The sequence below is a fragment of the Halospina sp. K52047b genome (assembly GCF_008709855.1).
Lineage (GTDB): Bacteria > Pseudomonadota > Gammaproteobacteria > Pseudomonadales > Oleiphilaceae > Halospina > Halospina utahensis_B.
On record NZ_VYJH01000011.1, the window covers coordinates 21368 to 35065 of the forward strand.

The 13698-nt window shown below is 63.4% G+C and carries 12 protein-coding genes; 10 read left to right on the top strand and 2 right to left on the bottom strand.

All coding sequences use genetic code 11. The features are described from left to right. Positions 1–123: 123 nt before the first annotated feature. The 5 genes from F3089_RS12770 to F3089_RS12790 all read left to right on the top strand — a co-directional run bounded on the left by F3089_RS12770 (position 124) and on the right by F3089_RS12790 (position 6699). Positions 124–1026: an NAD(P)-dependent oxidoreductase gene (locus F3089_RS12770; protein WP_425356586.1), complete on the top strand. Its 903-nt coding sequence runs from the start codon at positions 124–126 to the stop codon at positions 1024–1026. Beyond that, the gene (locus F3089_RS12775) at positions 1019–2656 is read left to right on the top strand and encodes an AAA family ATPase (protein ID WP_151441183.1); all 1638 of its coding nucleotides are present in this window, start codon (positions 1019–1021) and stop codon (positions 2654–2656) included. Before F3089_RS12770 ends, F3089_RS12775 begins: the two co-directional genes overlap by 8 nt. A gap of 9 nt (positions 2657–2665) precedes the next feature. Then, positions 2666–3295, top strand: a complete 630-nt coding sequence (locus F3089_RS12780) for a general secretion pathway protein GspB (protein ID WP_151441184.1) — start codon at positions 2666–2668, stop codon at positions 3293–3295. A gap of 95 nt (positions 3296–3390) precedes the next feature. Further along, positions 3391–4356 carry a zinc-binding metallopeptidase family protein gene (locus tag F3089_RS12785; protein WP_151441185.1) on the top strand — a complete coding sequence of 322 codons (966 nt, stop codon included), beginning with the start codon at positions 3391–3393 and terminating at the stop codon, positions 4354–4356. A 105-nt stretch (positions 4357–4461) separates the two neighbouring features. Then, positions 4462–6699 carry an OsmC domain/YcaO domain-containing protein gene (locus F3089_RS12790; protein ID WP_151441186.1) on the top strand — a complete coding sequence of 746 codons (2238 nt, stop codon included), beginning with the start codon at positions 4462–4464 and terminating at the stop codon, positions 6697–6699. On the opposite strand, the gene F3089_RS12795 is transcribed toward F3089_RS12790, so the two are convergent. Beyond that, positions 6650–7441 (bottom strand): sulfite exporter TauE/SafE family protein, encoded by a 792-nt coding sequence (locus F3089_RS12795; RefSeq protein WP_151441187.1) that lies wholly within the window; start codon positions 7439–7441, stop codon positions 6650–6652. The two genes, F3089_RS12790 and F3089_RS12795, sit on opposite strands and share 50 nt — an antisense overlap. Before the next feature lie 139 nt (positions 7442–7580). Here F3089_RS12795 and F3089_RS12800 point away from each other — a divergent pair, with 139 nt between their 5' ends. The 5 genes from F3089_RS12800 to F3089_RS12820 all read left to right on the top strand — a co-directional run bounded on the left by F3089_RS12800 (position 7581) and on the right by F3089_RS12820 (position 13427). Further along, entirely contained in the window at positions 7581–8444 is an 864-nt protein-coding gene (locus tag F3089_RS12800; RefSeq protein ID WP_151441188.1) for an MBL fold metallo-hydrolase, read from the top strand. An 89-nt stretch (positions 8445–8533) separates the two neighbouring features. Next, positions 8534–9844: a methyl-accepting chemotaxis protein gene (locus F3089_RS12805; protein ID WP_202405493.1), complete on the top strand. Its 1311-nt coding sequence runs from the start codon at positions 8534–8536 to the stop codon at positions 9842–9844. 99 nt (positions 9845–9943) lie between these two features. After that, positions 9944–11434: a SulP family inorganic anion transporter gene (locus F3089_RS12810; protein ID WP_095616469.1), complete on the top strand. Its 1491-nt coding sequence runs from the start codon at positions 9944–9946 to the stop codon at positions 11432–11434. 32 nt (positions 11435–11466) lie between these two features. Beyond that, entirely contained in the window at positions 11467–12321 is an 855-nt protein-coding gene (locus tag F3089_RS12815) for a universal stress protein (protein ID WP_151441252.1), read from the top strand. 47 nt (positions 12322–12368) lie between these two features. After that, positions 12369–13427, top strand: a complete 1059-nt coding sequence (locus F3089_RS12820) for a beta-N-acetylglucosaminidase domain-containing protein (protein ID WP_151441189.1) — start codon at positions 12369–12371, stop codon at positions 13425–13427. Positions 13428–13464: 37 nt separating this feature from the next. Here the strand turns inward: F3089_RS12820 and F3089_RS12825 are convergent, their stop codons facing one another. Further along, positions 13465–13656, bottom strand: coding sequence for a hypothetical protein (locus tag F3089_RS12825; protein WP_151441190.1), 192 nt, complete (start codon positions 13654–13656; stop codon positions 13465–13467). Positions 13657–13698: the final 42 nt, after the last annotated feature.

A 13698-nucleotide genomic window follows, 5' to 3' on the forward strand; every position in this document is an offset into this window, starting at 1 on the left:
CCACTTTACTGATCTTCGCGGGGAAGACCCAATGCAGTTTTGCATGGATCGGTATTGTCTGGCTGTGGTCCTCCTTGGCCATTTGAGCTTGGAGTTGTAGATTGCAGGCAGTGAACTGTCGAAATGAGTGCCGGAAATAGGGGCTATGCCATGCGGATTGGGTTTATCGGAATCGGGGCCATGGGGAATCCCATGGCAAAAAACCTCATCGATGCGGGCTTTGATGTCACCGTCTGGAATCGTTCCGGTGAAAAATGCCAGCCACTGGTAGCCGCCGGTGCCAGGCAGGCCGACTCGCCCGCGGAATGTGCCACGGCCGATGTTCTTATAACCATGCTGGCCGACGATGCGGCGCTCGATGCCGTACTGCGGGAGCATGATCTGATCGGGGCCATGGCTGCGAAGACCGTGCATGTGAATATGGCCACGGTTTCAACAGCGACCGCCGTTGAGCTGGCGCAACGTCACGCCTCTGCCGGAAAAGCCTATGTGGCGGCACCAGTGCTCGGACGGCCGGATCTGGCAGCGGCCGCCAAGCTCAACATCGTGGCCGCGGGGCCTGCTGATGCGATTGAGCAGGCACGACCTGCGCTGGGCAGGATCGGGGCGAAAGTCTGGCCCTGTGGTGACGAGCCGGTTCGCGCCAATGCCATCAAGCTCGCCACCAATACCATGCTGGTTTCAGCGGTCGAGTCCATGGCTGAAGCCACGGCCATGACAGCGGCCCACGGGATCGAGCCGGGCGATTTTCTGGAGATCATTACCAGTTCCATCTTCAGCTGCCCTGCTTACCTGGGGTATGCCCCGGCAATGGAGAAACGGGATTACGACAACCCCCAGGGCTTCAAGCTGAGGCTTGGTGCCAAGGACATTGACCTGGCACTGACCGCAGCACATGCCGGCAATGTGCCCATGCCCATGAGCGCGACGGCGCGGGAGCGGCTGGCCGAGGCCATGGCGGCAGGCGACGGGGATAAGGACCTGTCAGTGCTGGCTGAGACGGCGCGGCGCAGAGCGAATGTATAACGAGTTTTTCGGGTTCCGCGAGTCGCCGTTCACGATCGCGCCCGACCCCCGCTATCTCTACCTCAGCGAGCGCCACAAGGAGGCGCTGGCGCATCTGTTGTATGGCGTTTCCGGGCAGGGCGGATTCGTGGTGCTGACCGGGGAGGTGGGCACCGGGAAGACGACCCTGTGCCGGCGGTTCCTGGAAGAGATTCCGGAGAATGTGGATATCGCCCTGGTGTTCAATCCGAAGGTCAGTGCCCGGGAGCTCCTGGCCACCATTGGCCGTGAGCTGGGCCTTCCGGAAGTCAGCCGGCACTCGACCATGGAGATGATCAACCAGCTCAACGATTACCTCCTGAAGGCCCATGCCGAGGGCCGGCATACGCTGGTGGTGATCGATGAGGCCCAGAACCTCTCGGCGGACGTTCTGGAGCAGGTGCGACTGCTGACGAACCTGGAAACCTCGGAGAAGAAGCTGGTCCAGATCGCCCTTCTGGGTCAGCCGGAGCTGGCAACCCTGCTGGACAGCCCCCGCCTCCGCCAGCTTTCCCAGCGCATCACCGCGCGCTACCACCTGGATCAGTTGAGCCGCAGGGAGACCTGTAACTACATTGCCTACCGTCTGTCCGTTGCGGGCCAGAAAGGCACGATTTTCAGCCGGCGTGCGCTGGCGGCGGTTTACCGGCACAGCCATGGCATTCCCCGGCTGATCAACCTGATCTGCGACCGCAGTCTGCTGGGCGCCTATACCCGCAATTCCCTGACGGTGAACGCGGCCACCGTTCGCCGAGCGGCGCGGGAGGTTCGTGGTGATGAGCGTGCGGGGCGTTCCCGCCTGGGCTGGTTCAGGCGAGGGGCTTCCCAGTTCAGGCTGGGCGTTGGTGTGTTTGTGCTGACGGTGGCGGCGGGCCTGATGCTTGCCGAGGGCGGGCCCGAGAGCCCGGCGGTCGATGAAGGCGATGCCGCAGGCGAAGGGCGTGTTGAGCGAGAAACCGGTCCCGGCACCAACCAGCAGGAAGCGGGCCTTTCCCTTGGCTCGCTGAGCTCCGATGCTTCACGCACCCGGGCCTATAAGACCCTGTTCGATGTCTGGGGTTATGATTACCGCCCGAGTGAGCACGGCCAGGCCTGTGACTGGGGCCAGACCCGCGGGCTGGGGTGCCTGCACCGGCAGGGTAACTGGAGCCGTCTGGCGGTACTCGACCGGCCTGCCGTTCTGGAACTGATCAATCAGCAGGGAGAGCCGGTGTCGGTGGTTCTGCTGGCGCTGGAGCCTGGCCGGGCACGCTTGGAGGTGGGAGGCGAACGGCAGTGGGTTTCCCGTGAAGCCGTGGAAACGGTCTGGTTCGGTGGCTACTCGCTGCTGTGGCGTGTACCACCGTGGGAGTCCCGGCTGATCGAGCCCGGCAGCACCCGCAACCGTGAGCTCTGGCTGAAGCAGGCCCTGAGCAGGGCGGAGGAGGCGCTGTCCCTGGAGCCCGGCGCGCCCGGTGATGCGCTTGAGCCGCGGATCACGGCCTTCCAGCGCCGCGAGGGGCTGCGGACGGATGGGGTTATCGGCCCCCTGACGATCATCCGCCTGAATCACTACATGGGGCGTTCCGTTCCGACGCTTTCCCGTGCATCATCCGATCCGTTGTCAGGCTGAGGCAGTCCCATGTCCTATATCCTGGATGCCCTGAAAAAATCCGAGGCCGAACGTTCCAATACGGAACCGGGTGAGGCCGGTCACCGGGTATCCTTCGCGTCCACGCCAGGCAAACAGCGCGAGCTCTGGCCCTACCTGCTGGCGCTGGCCCTGATGGCCAACGCCGCCGTGGTGGCCTATCTGGTCTGGCCTGAATACGCTCCCGAAGACGAGGCTGCGGTGCCTGAGCATGTGGCGCCGGTACAGAGCCCCCGGCCCGCGGAAGAGACAACGGCAGAGCAACCAACGAAGTCCGCCATGGAATCGACCGCCCCCTCCTCCGGGGTGCCGGACCAGAACCCGCCAGATAACGACCCCTCCCCGGACCGCACGGCGGATGCCCCAGAGGAAGAGGTGCCATCGATCCATGACATGCCCCGCTCAGTCCAGCAGCGCGTGCCGGAGATGACGTTCAACGGCCATGTCTGGTCCTCCAGGGCCTCCTCCCGGAGCGTGATGATCAATAACCGGTTGCTGCGCGAAGGTGCCCGTTTCCAGGGGCTGGTCATTGAGAAAATCACCACCGCCGGCGTGGTTTTCCGGCTGGATGGGCACGTCTTCGAGATCGATATCGTGAGGGACTGGCAGGGAGGCTCCTGAGGCGTTACTGCTGGCGGCTTTTCGGGCCGGCCTACTTGCGGATCGCTGGGTCCTTGGCGCACTCTGGCAGTCCATTCCCCTTCTGGAGCTCCTTCATGCGCGTTTTCGCCAACCCGGTCGGTGCCGGCTCGCTCTGGTTCGATAACCTCGCCACGGCCGATGGTACGCCAGTCGCCTATGATCCCCAGGCGCGGGCGTTTCTACCAATGCCGCCGTTCTGCGCCAACCGGGACCGCATCGGCTGTAACTGGATCGCGCCTGAGAAAGGGGCTTTCTGCCGCTCCTGCGCCATGACCGAGCTGGCGCCTGATCCTTCCATTCCCAATGCCATCCCCAACTGGGCGCAGACCGAGGCGGCCAAGCGCTGGGTGCTGGATAACCTGGGGCGCTGGCACTGGTTCCGACCCGAGGACCCGGGGGCACGGCCTGCGTTCCATCTGATTGCCGAAGGGGCGACCCCCGCTCCCATGGGGCATGCCGGCGGTGTGGTGACCATCAGTGTGGCGGAGGTCGATCCGGTGCTGGTCACCACCCGCCGGGAGGCACTGGACGAGCCCTACCGCACCATGATCGGCCACATGCGCCATGAGATCGCCCACATGCTGTGGTGGCGGTTGAGTCTGCGCGAGGATTTCCTCGATGCATTCCGGGCCATGTTCGGTGACGAACGCATCGATTACCCGGCCGCCCTTCAGTATCACTACGAGAATGGCCCGCCGGCGGAGTGGAAGCAGTACTACCTCACCAGCTACGCCTCCGCCCACCCGCATGAGGACTGGGCGGAAACCGCGGCGCACCTGCTGCATCTGACGGACATCGCGGACAGTTTCGTGGCGACCGGGCTGTCATCGCCGCAGATTCCCCATCCCGGCTGGGATCCTTACTCGGAGCCGGACGCGGAGAGGCTGATCAACATCGCCGCATCGCTCACGGTGGGGGTCAATCACGTGAACCGTTCCATGGGGCTGTCGGACATCTACCCCTTCGTGCTCTCGGATCACGCCCGCCAGAAGATGGCCTTCGTGCACAACTGGCTGCGTCGTGGCGCCCAGGGGCTCTGAAGCCAGTGTCCTTCGGCCTCCAATAATTGTTACTGTATCGCGCCTGAGGGCGCGATCACCCGCCAAGCCTCTGCACCCGCTCCACCCAACAACCCGGTACCGGTCATGGAAATCAAGGTCAACTTCCTCGAAAACCGCCGTCTTGAGGCGAAATTCGACGATTTCAGCGTAATATCCGATCAGCCCGCACGTTATAAGGGCGATGGCTCGGCCCCTGGCCCCTTTGATTTCTTCCTGGCGTCCTCGGCACTGTGTGCCGCCCATTTCATTCGGGTCTACTGCCTGGCGCGTGATATTCCCACCGAGAAGATCCGCCTGTCCCAGAACAACATCGTGGATCCTGAGGATCGCTACAGCCAGATCTTCCGGATCCAGGTGGAGCTGCCGGAGGACCTGTCCGAGAAGGACCGCAAGGGCATCCTGCGTTCCGCGGAGCGGTGCACTGTGAAACGGGTGGTGCAGAACGATCCCACGTTTGAGATCGAGGCCGTGGATAACCTGGATGAGGATGCCCAGGCGCTGCTGACCATCCAGCCGGACGGGGAGCGGACCCGCATCCCGGGCAAGGACCTGCCCCTGGAGGACACCATTGCCAACATCACCGGCATCCTGGAAAAGCTGGGCATGCAGATCGAAGTGGGCTCCTGGCGCAACGTCGTGCCCAACGTCTGGTCCCTGCATATCCGGGATGCCGCTTCGCCCATGTGCTTCACCAACGGCAAGGGGGCCACCAAGGAAAGCGCCCTCTGCTCAGCGCTGGGGGAATTCATTGAGCGGCTGAGCTGCAACTTCTTCTATAACGACTTCTTCTGGGGCCAGGAGATTGCCGGCAGTGACTTTGTCCACCGCCCGGATGAACGCTGGTTCCCGCTGCGCTCCGATGACCTTTTGCCGGAAGGCCTTCTGGACGAGCACTGCCGCGCCATCTATGACCCCGATGGCGAACTCTGCGGCTCCCACCTGATCGATACCAACTCCGGGCGGCGTGACCGGGGTATTGTGGCCATGCCGTTCGTGCGCCAGTCGGATGGCGAGACGGTGTACTTCCCGTCCAACCTGATCGAGAACCTGTTCCTGAGCAACGGCATGAGCGCGGGCAATACCCGCCATGAGGCCCAGGTCCAGTGCCTTTCCGAGATCCTTGAGCGGGCGGTGAAGAAGGAGATCATCGAACAGGAGATGGCACTGCCGGAAATCCCCCAGGAAGTGCTCGCGAAGTACCCGCATATCCAGGAAGGCATTGAGGCGCTGGAGGCCCGGGGCTTTCCGGTGGTGGTGAGGGATGCCTCGCTGGGCGGCCGTTACCCGGTGGCCTGCGTCACGCTGATGAACCCCCAGACCTGTGGTGTCTTTGCCTCCTTCGGGGCGCACCCCAGCTTCGAGGTGGCCCTGGAACGCAGCCTGACGGAACTGCTCCAGGGGCGCAGCCTTGAAGGCATGGATGACCTGCCGTTGCCGACCTTCAATTCCATGGCCGTCACCGAGCCCAACAACTTTGTGGAACACTTCATCGATTCCAGTGGTGTGGTGTCCTGGCGCTTTTTCAGTGCCCGCTCGGATTACGCGTTCTGTGAATGGGATTTCTCCGGGACCAGCGGGGAAGAAGCCGACCACCTCTTCGGCATCCTCCGGGACATGGGCAAGGAAGTGTACGTGGCCATGTACGAGGAACTCGGGCTGCCGGCGTGCCGGATACTCGTGCCGGATTATTCCGAGATCTACCCGGTGGAGGACCTGGTCTGGGACAACACCAACATGGCGCTGGATTTCCGCGAGGATATCCTGAACCTGCACCGGTTGCAGGACGACCAGCTGCGGGCGCTGGTGGAGCGCCTGGATGACAGCGACATTGATATCTATACCGGCATCGGCACCCTGATCGGAGTGATGTTCGATGAGCACAGTGTCTGGGGGCAGCTCACCATTCTGGAACTCAAGCTGTTGATCCATCTGGCGTTGCAGGAGCATGAGGAGGCGCTGGATCTGGTGGAGATGTTCCTCCAGTTCAACGACAACCACGTCACCCGCAACCTGTTCTTCCGCGCGGTCCAGGCGGTGCTGGAAATCACCCTGGATGATGAGCTGTCACTGGCGGATTACCGGTACAGTCTTGGGCGGATGTTTGGTGAGGACACCATGGCGGCGGCGGTCGGTTCGGTGGACGGCAGCGTCCGCTTCCACGGGCTGACGCCAACGAACACGCAGCTGGAAGGCCTGGAAAAACACCAGCGGATGCTGGAGAGCTATCGCAAGCTGCACGCAGCGCGGGCCAGCGGCGGTGTTCAGTCAGGCGTCAGCCAGCCAGGTGCTGCCCAAGGCTCTGCCACAGCCCAACGCCACTGATGGTCAGCAGTACGCCACCCAGCACCCGGTAGAAGATTGGCGTTTCCGCTTTCAGGATGCGGTCGTGCGCGTAGAGCCCGAGGACGTGGCCGAGTGCGGCGCAGGGCAGGAGCCAGGTGTGGTGGATCAGCTGGAGATCCACCCCGGCGTAGATGAAAGCGGCCATCTTGATGGTGACCAGAATGAACCAGAGCGCGAACAGCGTATCGCGCAGTTGATGGCGCTCAAGATGCTGCGCGGCCACCGCGATGATCAGTGGCGCGCCGATGAGTGAGGTGCCGCTGATGTAGCCGCCCAGCACCAGGAACACCACATCCAGGGCCCGGCTGTTGCTCCGGAAGGGGCGGTTGAGCAGGTAGGACAGCGAGTAGACCGAGACAATCCCGAAAATGATCAGGCTCATGATCGTATTGGGCAGGGTAATCAGCCCCAGGACCCCGATGATCTTGGGCACGATCATGATCGCCAGTATCCGCCCCAGGTACCGCCAGTTCACTGTGCCTCCGTGGCTCTCCGGCGCGTTAAGGGCAGCGGCCCGGTTGTTCCGGGCGATGGTCAGGGAGGCGAAGACCAGTAGCTGCACGGAGATGATCGGCAGGAAGACCAGCGGCTCATTGTGGACCAGCAGCAGGAAGGGGAGTGAGAGCACGGCTCCGCCGAAGCCCAGCCCGGACCGGACGAACCCGCTCCAGACGAAAATCAGCGCGATCAGCCCGTACTGCAGTGTGGTCAGCTCAGCCATGGCTCTCTCGGGTCAGGCAATGGGAAAGGGCGCATTGTAAAGAAAGATCGTGCTCAGTGGGGGCTGCAGCAGTGGACTATGATGCACGGGGGTTGGCTGAGAGAATGGCGATCCCAACGCTGCGACCCCGAGTGACACCATGACCCAACGCCAGCCCGCCAACGTCCACCAGCTCCGAATCGGTGACTTCGTCCTGACAACCCTGCTTGATGCCCAGATGGAGGGCAGCTTCGGGCTGATCCAGTCCATCAGCGAGGAGGAGGTCCAGCGCCTGCACACGGAAAGCCGCCGCCCCACGCCGCCCCGGGTCACCCTGAACGCTTACCTGCTCCAGGGCCGTGACCGGACCGTCCTGGTTGATACCGGTATCGGGGCTTTTGCCGGGGATGCCGGTCCCTACCTGATGGAGGGGCTGGAGCGCATCGGCGTAAAGCCAGCTGATATCGATACCATCCTGATCACCCACATGCACCCGGATCACGTCGGTGGACTGATCGATACGCAGGATCAGCCGGTCTTCCCGGACGCGGCGATTCTGGTTCCGGCCGGTGAGCTGGACTACTGGGGTGGCGACATTCCGGAAGACGCCTCCGGCATGCTGACGAACCAGTTCCACGCGGCGCACCGCGTACTCGCCGCCATGGGCTCCCGGATGCAGCGCCTGGAGGGCACGGATGTGCTGCCGGGCATAACGCGTGTACCGCTTCCGGGCCATACGCCGGACCATTCCGGCTATCGTGTGGTCTCCGGTGAGGACCGGGTGCTGCTCTGGACGGACATCGTCCACCTGCCGCACATCCAGTTCCCGCGCCCGGATGCCACGGTCGCCTTTGATGTGGATCCGGACCAGGCCGCGGCCACCCGGCAGCGGATCATGGCCGAGGTGGCTGAGTCCGGGGAGCTGGTCGGCGGTCATCACGTCGACTTCCCCGGGGTGGGCTACGTCGCCGTGGATGGAAAGGGCTACCGCTTCCTGCCCCACGTCTGGCAGCCGCTGGTGTAACGTTCTGTTGGCGGTCTGAACTCTTCCTGCCGCAGCCGCGTAAAAGGCCACAGGTTCAGTAAACAGCCAGTGTAAAGGCAGGTGATCCAGTGGCTTCAACAGAGACCGGAAGCAAGCACCCGGTTAGCGATACAGGGCACAGTGATGCCGCGCTTGCGGCGCGCATGGCGGCGATCGAGTCGTCCATCCCTAAGATCGAATTCACGCCGGATGGCATCATTGCGGACGTCAACGATCATTTCCTGAGCGCCGTGGGTTACCAGGCCGACGAGGTGCTGGGGGCGCATCACCGGATCTTCTGCGATGCGGATTACATCGAATCCCGGGCGTACCGTGAGTTCTGGAAACAGCTGCGTTCCGGGCAATCGCACAAGGGCACCTTCCCGCGCGTGACGGCCAACGGTGATCGGATCTGGCTGGATGCGACCTATTTCCCCATTCTGGATGATCAGGGGCGCGTTAGCCGGATCATGAAGATCGCATCGGATGTGACCGAGGAACATGAACTGCTCATGGACCAGCAGGCCGTGTTCGATGCCATCAACCGTTCCATGGCGGTGATCGAGTTCCTCCCGGACGGCACCATCCTCCAGGCCAATGACAACTTCCTGAATGTGATCGGCTATCGCGCCCAGGACGTGGAAGGGCGCCACCACCGGATCTTCTGCTTTGATGCCTTCTACGAGCAGAATCCGGATTTCTGGGAGCGTCTGGGCAACGGTGAGTTCATGACAGGCCAGTTTGAGCGGCGCCGGGCGGACGGCAGCAAGGTCTGGCTGGAAGCCTCCTACAACCCGGTTCTGGACGAAGCCGGCAACACCCTGAAGGTGGTCAAGTTCGCCAGTGACATCACGGCGTACATGGAGCAGTCCCTGCGTACCCAGGAGGCGGCGTCGGTGGCCTCTTCAACCGCCTCGGAAACGGCGGACATCGCCCGGCGGGCCGGCGAATCCCTGAACCAGTCCCTGGAGACATCCACCCAGATCGACGACGGCGTTGCACGGGTCAGGAGTGTGGTTGAGCAGCTCAACCAGAAGACCGAAAGCATTGAGGAGATGGTGACCACTATCTCCGGTGTGGCCGAGCAGACCAAGATGCTGGCGCTGAACGCTGCGGTTGAGGCGGCACGGGCTGGAGAACACGGGCGTGGCTTCGGCGTGGTGGCCGAGGAGGTGCGCAAGCTCGCCTTCAACTCCCGCGAGGCGAGCCGTGATATCTCGGGCGTGATCAACGCCATTGTGGAGCTGTCGTCGGACGTTGAGAACCAGATCGACCGCGTGGGCACCGTCGCCACCGAGGGTCGCAGCCAGATGAACGACGCCGTCGCCATTGTCGATGACATCCGCAGTGGCGCCCAGCGCGTGCTGGATGCCGTCGAGGGCATCAACCGGGGCCAGTAGAACTCCGGATGCTACCCGCCCCCTTTTCGTGTATGATGCCGCGCTTTTAACGGAGCCGGCTCAGCCCCCTCCGTTCCCTTCCCAGGATCAGGCTGTACCATGTACGAAAAGATAAAGTTGGGTTGGTTCTCCAACCTCAAGGGCGATGCACTGTCGGGCATCGTCGTGGCCCTCGCGTTGATTCCCGAGGCGATTGCCTTCTCCATCATTGCTGGTGTGGATCCCAAGGTGGGGCTCTACGCCTCCTTTGCCATCTGTGTGGTGATCGCCTTCACGGGCGGGCGCCCCGGGATGATCTCGGCGGCCACCGGGGCCATGGCCCTGCTGATGGTCACGCTGGTGAAAGAGCACGGGCTGGAGTACCTTCTGGCGGCCACGCTGCTCACCGGTGTGCTTCAGATTGTCGCCGGTTATCTCAAGCTCGCCGACCTGATGCGCTTTGTCTCGCGCTCGGTGGTGACCGGCTTCGTCAACGCCCTGGCGATACTGATCTTCATGGCCCAGCTGCCGGAGCTCACGGACGTCACCTGGCACGTCTACGCCATGACGGCGGCGGGTCTGGCCATCATCTACGGCTTCCCGTGGTTGCCCCGAATTGGTCGCACCATTCCTTCCCCGCTGGTGTGCATCGTGGTGCTGACCGCGGTCTACATGATCACCGGCATGGAGATCCGCAGTGTGGGTGACATGGGTGAGCTGCCGGACAGCCTGCCGGTCTTCCTGTGGCCGGACATCCCGCTCAACCTGGAAACCCTGACCATCATTTTCCCGACCGCCCTGATGCTGACGGTGGTGGGTCTGCTGGAATCGATGATGACCGCCACCATTGTGGATGACCTGACCGATACCGCGAGTGACAAGAACCGCGAGTGCCGGGGCCAGGGCATTGCCAACATCGGTTCCGGCCTGCTGGGGGGCATGGCCGGGTGTGCGATGATTGGTCAGTCGGTGATCAACATCAAGTCCGGCGGCCGCAGCCGCCTTTCCACCCTGTTTGCGGGGGTGGCACTTCTGATCATGGTGGTCTTTCTGGCGGACTGGGTGTCGCAGATCCCCATGGCGGCCCTGGTCGCGGTGATGATCATGGTGTCCATCGGCACCTTCAGCTGGGAATCCATCCGTGACCTGAAGAAGCACCCCATGAGCACGAACATCGTGATGCTGGCGACGGTGGCGGTGACCGTGGGCACCCACAACCTGGCGATCGGTGTCTTCGTGGGCGTGCTGCTCGCGGCGATGTTCTTCGCCAATAAAGTGGGCCAGATCCTGTATGTGGGCTCTGAGGAAACCGACGAGGGCGAGCACCGTATCTACCGCGTTGTGGGTCAGGTATTCTTTGCCTCATCGGAGCGTTTCATGGACGCCTTCGATTTCAAGGAGACCGTGGAGCGGGTCACCATTGACCTGTCCCGAGCCCACTTCTGGGACATCACCGCCGTGGAGGCGCTGGACCGGGTGGTGATCAAGTTCCGCCGCGAAGGCACAGCGGTGGAGCTGATCGGTCTCAACGAGGCGAGCGCCACCATCGTCGACCGCTATGCCGTGCATGATGATCCGGCTGCGGTCGAGAAACTGATGGGAGGCCACTGATGACTCAGGGCGATAACAACAACAGGAATGACATGACCGAACAGGTAATGGCCGCCATCGACGGCTCACAGTTCTCGGAAGCGGTCTGCGACAGTGCCGCCTGGGCCAGCCAGGCGCTGGGCGTGCCGCTGACCTTCCTGCACGTGAATGACAATCATACCGCCCCCGAGGAGCAGGATCTTTCCGGCAACCTCAGCCTCGGGGCGCGTGAGCACCTGATGGAAGAGCTCTCACGCCTTGATGAGGAACGGGCCCGGGTGGCCCAGGAGCAGGGGCGGCTCATGCTGCAGGCGGCGAAGGAGCGTGCCCTTGAGGACGGTGTGGCCGAGGCCGCCACCCGCCAGCGCAACGGTACCCTGGTGGAGACCCTGGAGGAGCTGCAGAGTGAGATCCGCCTGCTGGTACTGGGTAAGCGGGGCGAGGGCGTGGACCAGGCGAGTGAGCACCTCGGCTCCAACCTCGAACGGGTCATCCGTACCCTGCATCGCCCCATACTGATGGTACCGCCGGCTTTCACCCGCCCCGAGAAGGTGATGATCGCCTTTGACGGCAGCAAAACCACGCGCAAGGGTGTGGAAATGCTGGCCCGGAGTCCTCTGTTCGAGGGGGTGACGGTGCATGTGGTGATCGTGGGCGCGGACCTTGCCGACAACCGCTCCCATCTGGACTGGGCCCTGGAGACCCTGCGTGGGGCCGGCCACGATGCCGAGGGTGCCATCCGTCCGGGCGAAGTGGAGGGCACCCTGCACGCCTACCAGGAAGAGCAGGGCATCGACATGCTGGTGATGGGCGCCTACGGCCATTCCCGCATCCGGCACCTGCTGGTGGGCAGCACCACCACGGATATGCTGCGCCGCACCCGGATACCGTTGCTGCTGCTCCGATAGGCCCAGTCTCCGGGTCAGTGCTTCAACCGGAACCATCGGGAGGGCGTATGCAGCCACCGCTTGGCATCATCGAGGGGTTCTACGGGCCACTCTGGTCCTGGCGGGAACGCCGGCGTGTGATGGAACGGCTGAGCCATTACGGCTACTCATTCTACCTCTACGCCCCCAAGGGCGATCCCCTGCTGCGTGAGCAGTGGTTTGAGCCCGTGCCCGAGGATACCCGGGCCGACATGGAAGCATTCGCCTCGGCCTGTCGGGAGCAGGGCGTCCGCTTCGGGGTCGGGTTGAGCCCGCTGGGCGCACTGGAAGCCTTTGACGACGTCATCCGCCAGGCCCTGCTCCACCGTCTGAAGACCCTCGATGGGATCGGGGTCCAGGATCTGGTGATCCAGTTTGACGATGCCCTGGCGGAGCTGCCGGATCTGGCCGCGCGCCAGGTGGAGCTGGTGCACTGGGTGCGTGAGCATTCCGCCGCCGAACGGATCATTGTCTGCCCCAGCTACTACTCCGACGATCCCATGCTGGATGCGCTCTTCGGCACCCGTCCTGAAGGCTACCTGGAGACGCTGGGCGCCTCCCTCGATGACCGCATCGAGGTATTCTGGGCGGGTGAGGAGATCTGCGCCCGCCAGTGGTCCCCGGGGCATCTGGAACGGGTCACGGAACAGCTCCAGCGCCGCCCCTTCCTGTGGGATAACTACCCGGTGAACGACAGCGCCAGCATGGTTGATCACCTGCACCTGCGGGGCTTTACAGGCCGCCCGGCCGCGATGGGCCCACTGTGTTCCGCTCACGCCATCAACCCCGCCCTGCAGCCCACGCTTGCCTGCATTCCCGCGCTTACGCTGGCGGACAGCTATCGCCAGGGTGAGGCCTACCAGTACATGGAATCCACGCTCACGGCGATGGTCGAGGTACTCGGGGAATCCCTGGCTGCGCAGATGTTTGCGGATCTTCCGGCACTCCAGGACGCGGGGCTGGCAATGGGCAGTGTGCAGAAGCAGCATCTGCGTGCCATCTATGCCGGCTGGGAGCATCCTGCTGCGCGTGAGGTGGTGGATTGGCTGGACGGCCGGTTCAGGGGAGAGGGGGCGCCCTCGCTGTGAGGCCGCCCCGCCACAGCGTCCTATGACGCTGTGGTGATCAGAAGTTGTACTGGACAGCCGCGGAGGCCATGTCCAGGTCCGTATCCTCAAGGGTGAAGCGCTCATACTGCAGGCGCAGGTCCGTATGCTCGGTCAGGGTGAGGCGGACGCCGGTGACAGGGCGCTGTGCGTCCTGTAATGCCTGGAACAACCCCCGGAACCCATGCCGGTTGCCCTGAACTGTGCGCACTGACACGCCGGCTTGTTGGCGTCCGTGTTAGAACTGAGCTTT

Coding starts and splice junctions, on each gene's coding strand:
- F3089_RS12770 (WP_425356586.1), top strand. CDS start 124: ATGAGTGCCGGAAATAGGGGCTATGCCATGCGGATTGGGTTTATCGGA.
- F3089_RS12775 (WP_151441183.1), top strand. CDS start 1,019: ATGTATAACGAGTTTTTCGGGTTCCGCGAGTCGCCGTTCACGATCGCG.
- F3089_RS12780 (WP_151441184.1), top strand. CDS start 2,666: ATGTCCTATATCCTGGATGCCCTGAAAAAATCCGAGGCCGAACGTTCC.
- F3089_RS12785 (WP_151441185.1), top strand. CDS start 3,391: ATGCGCGTTTTCGCCAACCCGGTCGGTGCCGGCTCGCTCTGGTTCGAT.
- F3089_RS12790 (WP_151441186.1), top strand. CDS start 4,462: ATGGAAATCAAGGTCAACTTCCTCGAAAACCGCCGTCTTGAGGCGAAA.
- F3089_RS12795 (WP_151441187.1), bottom strand. CDS start 7,441: ATGGCTGAGCTGACCACACTGCAGTACGGGCTGATCGCGCTGATTTTC.
- F3089_RS12800 (WP_151441188.1), top strand. CDS start 7,581: ATGACCCAACGCCAGCCCGCCAACGTCCACCAGCTCCGAATCGGTGAC.
- F3089_RS12810 (WP_095616469.1), top strand. CDS start 9,944: ATGTACGAAAAGATAAAGTTGGGTTGGTTCTCCAACCTCAAGGGCGAT.
- F3089_RS12815 (WP_151441252.1), top strand. CDS start 11,467: ATGACCGAACAGGTAATGGCCGCCATCGACGGCTCACAGTTCTCGGAA.
- F3089_RS12820 (WP_151441189.1), top strand. CDS start 12,369: ATGCAGCCACCGCTTGGCATCATCGAGGGGTTCTACGGGCCACTCTGG.